At 72.2% G+C, this 6,378-nt stretch carries 7 protein-coding genes; 4 read left to right on the forward strand and 3 right to left on the reverse strand.

Annotated elements, in window-relative coordinates; genetic code table 11:
- Positions 1 to 113: 113 nt before the first annotated feature.
- Positions 114 to 884 carry a TetR/AcrR family transcriptional regulator C-terminal domain-containing protein gene (locus AB0M99_RS23190; protein ID WP_365923334.1) on the forward strand — a complete coding sequence of 257 codons (771 nt, stop codon included), beginning with the start codon at positions 114 to 116 and terminating at the stop codon, positions 882 to 884.
- Positions 885 to 936: 52 nt separating this feature from the next.
- Here AB0M99_RS23190 and AB0M99_RS23195 read toward each other — a convergent pair whose 3' ends face one another.
- Positions 937 to 2,976 carry a DUF6596 domain-containing protein gene (locus AB0M99_RS23195; RefSeq protein ID WP_365923336.1) on the reverse strand — a complete coding sequence of 680 codons (2,040 nt, stop codon included), beginning with the start codon at positions 2,974 to 2,976 and terminating at the stop codon, positions 937 to 939.
- A 64-nt stretch (positions 2,977 to 3,040) separates the two neighbouring features.
- Positions 3,041 to 3,364, reverse strand: coding sequence for a YciI family protein (locus AB0M99_RS23200; protein ID WP_365923337.1), 324 nt, complete (start codon positions 3,362 to 3,364; stop codon positions 3,041 to 3,043).
- 155 nt (positions 3,365 to 3,519) lie between these two features.
- On the opposite strand from AB0M99_RS23200, the gene AB0M99_RS23205 reads away from it, so the two are divergent.
- Entirely contained in the window at positions 3,520 to 4,215 is a 696-nt protein-coding gene (locus tag AB0M99_RS23205) for a DUF998 domain-containing protein (RefSeq protein WP_365923339.1), read from the forward strand.
- A 27-nt stretch (positions 4,216 to 4,242) separates the two neighbouring features.
- Here the strand turns inward: AB0M99_RS23205 and AB0M99_RS23210 are convergent, their stop codons facing one another.
- Entirely contained in the window at positions 4,243 to 4,977 is a 735-nt protein-coding gene (locus tag AB0M99_RS23210) for a helix-turn-helix domain-containing protein (RefSeq protein WP_365923341.1), read from the reverse strand.
- Between the two features lie 225 nt (positions 4,978 to 5,202).
- Here AB0M99_RS23210 and AB0M99_RS23215 point away from each other — a divergent pair, with 225 nt between their 5' ends.
- Both AB0M99_RS23215 and AB0M99_RS23220 read left to right on the forward strand, forming a co-directional pair.
- Positions 5,203 to 5,874, forward strand: a complete 672-nt coding sequence (locus tag AB0M99_RS23215; RefSeq protein WP_365923343.1) for a DUF4097 family beta strand repeat-containing protein — start codon at positions 5,203 to 5,205, stop codon at positions 5,872 to 5,874.
- Between the two features lie 31 nt (positions 5,875 to 5,905).
- The coding region (locus AB0M99_RS23220; protein WP_365923345.1) for an ATP-binding cassette domain-containing protein at positions 5,906 to 6,378 on the forward strand (473 nt) is incomplete at its 3' end.

Below are 6,378 nucleotides of genomic sequence, written 5' to 3' on the forward strand. Positions count from 1 at the left end.
GGCCTGAGCACGCTGTTCCTTCGATGCGCACACTGTACGCATGACGGAACGGTGTGCGCAACCCTCGACTTGTGTACGCTGAATGCGAACGATGTACGCAAAGGAGGAGCGCCATGCCCGCCAAGTCGGCCAAGCCCACTGCGACCACTCCGAACACGGACGTGAACCCGATCCCGTCGGTATGGACCCGTCGGCAGCGCGAGACCCAGCAGCCGGCCCTCACCCGGGCCGCGATCGTCCGCGAGGCGGTCCTCATGCTCGACGCCGATGGCATCGAGGCGCTCAGCATGCGCAAGCTCGGCGCCCGCCTGAACGCCGGCGCGACCTCCCTGTACCGGCACGTCGCGACCAAGGAAGAGCTGATGGAGCTCGCCGTGGACGAGGTGTGCGCCGAGATCCTCGTCCCCTCACCCGAACTCGCCCGGGGAGACTGGCGCGCCGCCGTCACCGGGGCCGCCGCCTCCTTCCGCGCGACGGCCCTGAACCACCCCTGGCTCTCGTCGGTCCTCGGACAGGCGGGCCTCGCCTACCTCGGCCCCAACCTCATGTCCTTCTCCGACCGCCTCGCCGCCCTCTTCACGGCCGCCGGCTTCCCCGAACCGAGCCGGGCGATCGACACGGTCCTGGCCTACGTCATCGGCATGAGCACCACCGAGTCCGCCTGGCTCATCACGGTCGCCCGCTCGGGCGAGACCGAGGCCGCGTTCATCGCCCGCCTCATGCCGGCCGCCCAGGAAGCGGCCGCCGACCGCGCCCACCTCTCCGACGCCTACGCCGCCGCGGCGGCGACCGCGACCATCGACCCGAAGGGGATCCGCGACACCAAGTTCAACTACGGCCTGGACGTGGTCCTGGACGGCCTGGCCCTGCGCCTGCCCCGCTGACGCCCGCCCCACTGGCTCCTGCCCCGCCGACGCCCGCCGGGCACCGCGCGGTTCAGGCGCGGCGCGGCTTGAGCCGGCCGAGGGTGTAGCCGTCGGCGGCCGGGTCCAGGGCTCTGGTGGCCTCCTTGAACAGGTACTCGGCCCGCTCGTAGGACAGCCGCCGGCGCCCCGTCTCCGGGCACAGATCGGCCGGCGCGGGTGTCCGCGCCGGCCCCGGCCGCCGGTCGGACAGGAACACCGGCCCCCGCGTCCGTCCGGCCAGCAGCTCCGGCAGGAGCCGGGCCGTTCCGGAGCGCCAGTTCACCCAGACGTCGCCCGCGCGGGCCCGGCGGTCGTCCAGGTCGAGGTCCTCCACGTTCAGCGACAGCACGGCCTTCGCCCCGGCTGCCGACTCGTGCAGGAGCCGCCACAGCGTCCGTTCGCGCAGCGGCAGCTCCGGATCGCCCCAGAGCGCGTCGAGCTGCGCGGAACCGAGCGCCCGCGCCCCTGACCGGGAACGCGTCTCGGTACGGCGCTCCAGCCCGGCCGCCAGGTCGCCCAAGGACGCCCACGCGGCGAAGGACCGGACGGCCGAGCGGTGCCGGTTCCAGGTCCTGGCCGCGCCCCGGCCCCAGCAGGTCGCGAACACCCCCGCCACCTCCTCGGCCGTCAGCGAGGCCGGCGGCCGCCGGTCGCCGAGCGCCAGGCACAGCCGCCGCAGGGTCTGCCCGTACGAGCGGACCGTCGCCGCGTCCAGATCACCACGGCCCAGGAAGCCGCGGACGGCCTCACCGAGCGTGGGACCGGCCTGCCCCGCAACGGTGGTGTCGTCGACGCCGTCGACCTCCTCCACCTCATCCGCACGGCGCTGCAGGAAGGCCCGCTCCGCGGCGTTCCTCGTGAGGGCCGCCGCCCGCTGGAACTCCAGCCGCGCCTCCCGGCGCCGTTCCAGACGGGCCAGCAGGTCCCCCCTGACGCTGGGCAGGAGGTGGTAGTCGCGCAGCGCGGGATCGGCGACCAGGCAGTCCACCAGGTCGAGCCCGGCCTGCGGCCCGTACGCCATCCCGACCGCCACCGCCCGGTTGAGCCGGACGATCGCCGTCGGCAGCAGCCGCGCCAACGACCCGTACAGGGCCGCGATCTGCGCCCAGTCGGTGTCCTCCGCGGTATGCGCCTGCGCATGGCACACGGCGATCGCCGCCTGCAGCACGTACGGGCCGGGCGCGCTGCCCCCGGCCTCCCGCGCCCGCAGCATCGCGGTGAACCCGCGGCGGATGAGCAACTGGTCCCACCGCCCCCGGTTCTGCTCGTGCAGCTGGACGGGCTCGCCCGACGGCCCCGTCCGCGCGGCCGAGCGGGAGGCCTGGATCTCCATCAGCGCCACCAGGCCGTGCACCTCGGCCTCCTGGGGGGCCAGCTCGGCCAGCAGCCGGCCCAGCCGAAGCGCTTCGAGGCAGAGCCCGGGCCGCATCAGATCGTCGCCGGAGGTCGCCGAGTAGCCCTCGTTGAAGATCAGGTAGATGACCTCCCGTACGGACGCGAGGCGCTCGGCCAGTTCCGCGCCGTCCGGCAGGTCGAACGGCACGCGCTCCTCGGCCAGTGTCCGCTTGGCCGCCGCGATGCGCCGGGTGATCGCCGTCCCGGTGACGAGGAAGGCCCGCGCGATCTCCTCGGCCGTCAGACCGCCGAGCAGCCGCAGCGTCAGCGCCGCCCTGGCCCCGGCCGGCAGTACGGGGTGGCAGGAGATGAGCATCAGCCGCAGGACGTCGTCCTGTCCGGCGCCCTCGTCCTCATCGACATCGAGATCGACCTCGGCATCGAGGCCGGGATCCGGCTGCTGCCCCAGCTCGTGGGCGAGCTGCTCCTGCTTGTGCGTCAGGAGCCGGGAGCGCCGTAGGTGGTCCACGGCCCGCCGCTTGGCGGTGGTCGTCAGCCAGGCACCGGGGTTGTCCGGGACGCCCGAGGCGGGCCACTGTTCGAGCGCGGCGACGAGCGCGTCCTGGGCCAACTCCTCGGCGAGGCCGACATCGTGCACCATCCGCGTGAGCCCGGCGACGATCTTCGCCGACTCCAGCTTCCAGACCGCGTCGATCGTGCGATGGGCATCGGGCACGGGGACGATCACAGCACTCGCCCCGGCCCGCCCGCAAGCCGGGGCACGTGCTCCTCCTCGCGGCTCAGGGGCCGAAGACCTGCTGGACCACGCTCTCGCCGTCACCGACGATCCTGCGGAAGCGGCGGGCCAGCTCGATCGCCTCCTCCTTGGAGCGGACCTCGATCAGCGCGAAACCGGCCACGGCCTCCTTGGCCTCGGCGAACGGCCCGTCCGTCACCGTGATCTCGTCGCCCGCGGAGCTCACCAGCACCCCGCCCGGCTCCAGCCCGCCGGTGGCCAGCAGCACACCGGCCGCCGTCAGCTCCTCGACGAACTTGCCCATCTCCACGTACAGCCGCTCGTCGGGGGCGGTGTCGGAAGGCCGGGTCGTCATCAGGTAGCGCATGGGGTTTCCCTCGTCTCGTCTCGTCGTACGGAGCTTCTGCCTACACGTCGATCCGGTGATGTGGCAGGGAACGTACGCATTCCCTGTCACATCACCGGATCGACGTGTCACCGAGAGCCGAGCACGACGAACGCGCCGAACCCGAGAGGCACACCATGACCGCCCAGACCGCCACCACCGCCGTCACCACCGCCACAGCTTCGGCCGGCCCGACCGGCGCCCCGGCCCGGACCGCCACCCGCGCCCTGCTCACCTGCGCGGTCGTGGCGTCCCCGCTCTGGGCGTCCGTCTCCCTGATCCAGGCCGCCACCCGCGAGGGCTTCGACATCACCCGCCACCCGCTGAGCGCACTCAGCAACGGCTCCCTGGGATGGCTGCAGATCGCCAACTTCCTGATCGCCGGCGCCCTGCTCGCCATCGGCGCGACCGGCCTGCGCCGCGCCCTGCGCGGCGCCCCCGGAAGCACCTGGGCGCCACGGCTGGTGCGGATCGGCGGCATCGGCATGGTCGCCGCGGGCCTGTTCGTCATGGACCCGGCCGACGGCTTCCCCGCCGGCACCCCCTACGGGCAGCCCGCCACACTCAGCTGGCACAGCTACGCCCACTTCGCCGCCGGGTCGGTCACCTTCACCTCCCTGATCGCCGCCTGCTACGTCCTGGGCCGCCACTTCAGCCGCACCGGAAACCGCGGTCACGCGATCGCCTCGCGCGTCGCGGGCACCGCCCTCCTGCTCGGCAACGGCTGGGCGATGACCGGCGGCAAGGCCGGCACCCTCACCCTGGCCGTCGGCGCCGTCACCGCGATGCTCTGGGTCGCCGCGACCGCGAACCACTACCGCCGCACCCGCTGAATCGGCGCACCACGCCCACGCCCCCGGTCAGGCCGTATCGCCCGGGGGCGTTCTGGCCTTCGTGTGCAGGATCTCGCGGGCCTGCTCCGCGGCGCGGGCGATGCTCTCGCTGACGAAGTCGAGGAAGCGGGCGACGTTCTCCAGGCGGGCGGCGGCCGGGGTGTCGGGGCCGAGGATGCCGACGCCCTGCCGTGCGATCTCCACTATCTGGGCGGTGGAGCGGGCGCTGGCGACCATCGACTGGTACCAGATGTCGTCGTCGACGATGTACCGCTCGCGGCGGCCCTCGTCGCGTTCCCGCCGTACGAACCCCTGGCTCTCCAGGAACGTCACCGCCTTGGAGATGGACGCCGGACTGACCTGGAGCCGCTGGACGAGTTCGGCCGCGGTGAGGCTGCCGGTGTCGGTGAGGGTGAGGCAGGCCATCACCCGGGACATCATCGTGGGCATGCCCGAACTCATGAGGACGGCCGTGAAGGTCTCCTCGTACTCGCGCACGGCCTCGGCGTCGCGTCCGTGGGCCTGCGGGGGTGTCTGCGTCCCGCGCGGCGCGGCCTGGGTGCGCCGGTGGGCGCGGCGTTCGGTGGCCCGGTGGGCCAGGTCGGCGCGGTAGGCGGTGGGCCCGCCGTTGCGCATCACCTCGCGCGTGATCGTCGAGGTGGGGCGGTCGAGCCGCCTGGCGATCTCCGCGTAGGCCAGGCTGTCGGCCAGTCCCAGCGCGATCTGCCGGCGTTCCTGCTGGGTGAGCCTGCCTCCCGGCATCGCGATCTCCTTCGTTCTCCCCGTTCCTGCCGTCACTATAGCGTTCACTCGCAGTCCATTGCAACGACTGAGTAGCTGATGTTGCGTTAACTTCGAAGCCGGTTGCAACGATTTCCTGCCTTTGGCCTGTGTAAATGCAACTCTCATGCAACGAAGATGTTGCCGGGCTGGCGAACGCAACGTAGCTTTTCCTTCATCGCGAACAACGAGTCGAAGGAAACGACAATGCAGAAGTTCGACACCACCGCCCCCATCGCCGCCGTCCTGGACATTCCCGCCGGACACATCCGCTTCATCGCCGCCGACCGCGCCGACACCACCGTCGAGGTCCTGCCGGCGAACGCCTCGAACGGCCGCGACGTGAAGGCGGCCCAGCAGATCACGGTCGAGTACGCCGACGGCGTCCTGCGCATCGGCGCCGCTCCGGCCAAGAACAAGTTCCTCGGCAACTCCGGCTCGGTCGAGGTGACCGTCCAGCTGCCCGCCGACTCCCACATCGAGGCGAAGGCGGCCGCCTCCGAGCTCCGGGGCGTCGGACGCCTCGGGGACGTGGTCTTCGAAGGCGCGCAGGGCTCGGTCAAGCTCGACGAGGCCGCCAGCGCCCGCCTGACCCTCGCCGCCGGCGACATCTCGGTCGGCCGCCTGAGCGGCTCGGCGCGGATCAGCACCCAGAAGGGCGACCTCCGCATCACGGAGGCCGTGCGCGGCACGGTCGAACTGCGCACCGAGTACGGCCAGATCTCCGTCGGCGCGGCCCGCGGTGTCTCCGCCACCCTCGACGCCGGCACCGCCTACGGCCGCATCAGCAATGCGCTGAACAACACCGACGGCGCCGCGGCCGCCCTGAACATCCAGGCCACCACCGCCTACGGCGACATCACCGCCCAGAGCCTCTGACCAGCCCGCAGCTTCCGAAGGAGTACTCCCCATGACCAACGTGGCCATCGCGGCGAACGGGCTGCGCAAGTCCTACGGCGACAAGAAGGTCCTCGACGGCATCGACCTGACCGTCCCCGAAGGAACGATCTTCTCCTTGCTCGGCCCGAACGGGGCCGGCAAGACCACCGCCGTCAAGATCCTCTCCACCCTGATCACCGCCGATGCCGGCGAACTGACGGTCGCGGGCCACGATCTGGCCGCAGCGCCGCAGGCGGTGCGGGCCGCGATCGGCGTCACCGGGCAGTTCTCCGCGGTCGACGGCCTGATCACCGGCGAGGAGAACATGCTCCTGATGGCGGACCTGCACCACCTCTCCCGCAGCGCGGGCCGCCGTACCGCCGCCGAACTCCTCGAACGCTTCGACCTCACCGAGGCGGCGAAGAAGCCCGCCTCCACCTACTCCGGCGGCATGAAGCGCCGCCTGGACATCGCGATGACCCTGGTCGGCAGCCCGCGGATCAT

The sequence above is a fragment of the Streptomyces sp. NPDC051183 genome, from assembly GCF_040682455.1.
In the GTDB taxonomy this organism is placed as follows: Bacteria; Actinomycetota; Actinomycetes; order Streptomycetales; family Streptomycetaceae; genus Streptomyces.

Bases quoted from the DNA above. Each gene is read 5' to 3' on its own strand.
- AB0M99_RS23190 (WP_365923334.1), top strand. From the start codon at position 114: ATGCCCGCCAAGTCGGCCAAGCCCACTGCGACCACTCCGAACACGGAC.
- AB0M99_RS23200 (WP_365923337.1), bottom strand. From the start codon at position 3,364: ATGCGCTACCTGATGACGACCCGGCCTTCCGACACCGCCCCCGACGAG.
- AB0M99_RS23205 (WP_365923339.1), top strand. From the start codon at position 3,520: ATGACCGCCCAGACCGCCACCACCGCCGTCACCACCGCCACAGCTTCG.
- AB0M99_RS23210 (WP_365923341.1), bottom strand. From the start codon at position 4,977: ATGCCGGGAGGCAGGCTCACCCAGCAGGAACGCCGGCAGATCGCGCTG.
- AB0M99_RS23215 (WP_365923343.1), top strand. From the start codon at position 5,203: ATGCAGAAGTTCGACACCACCGCCCCCATCGCCGCCGTCCTGGACATT.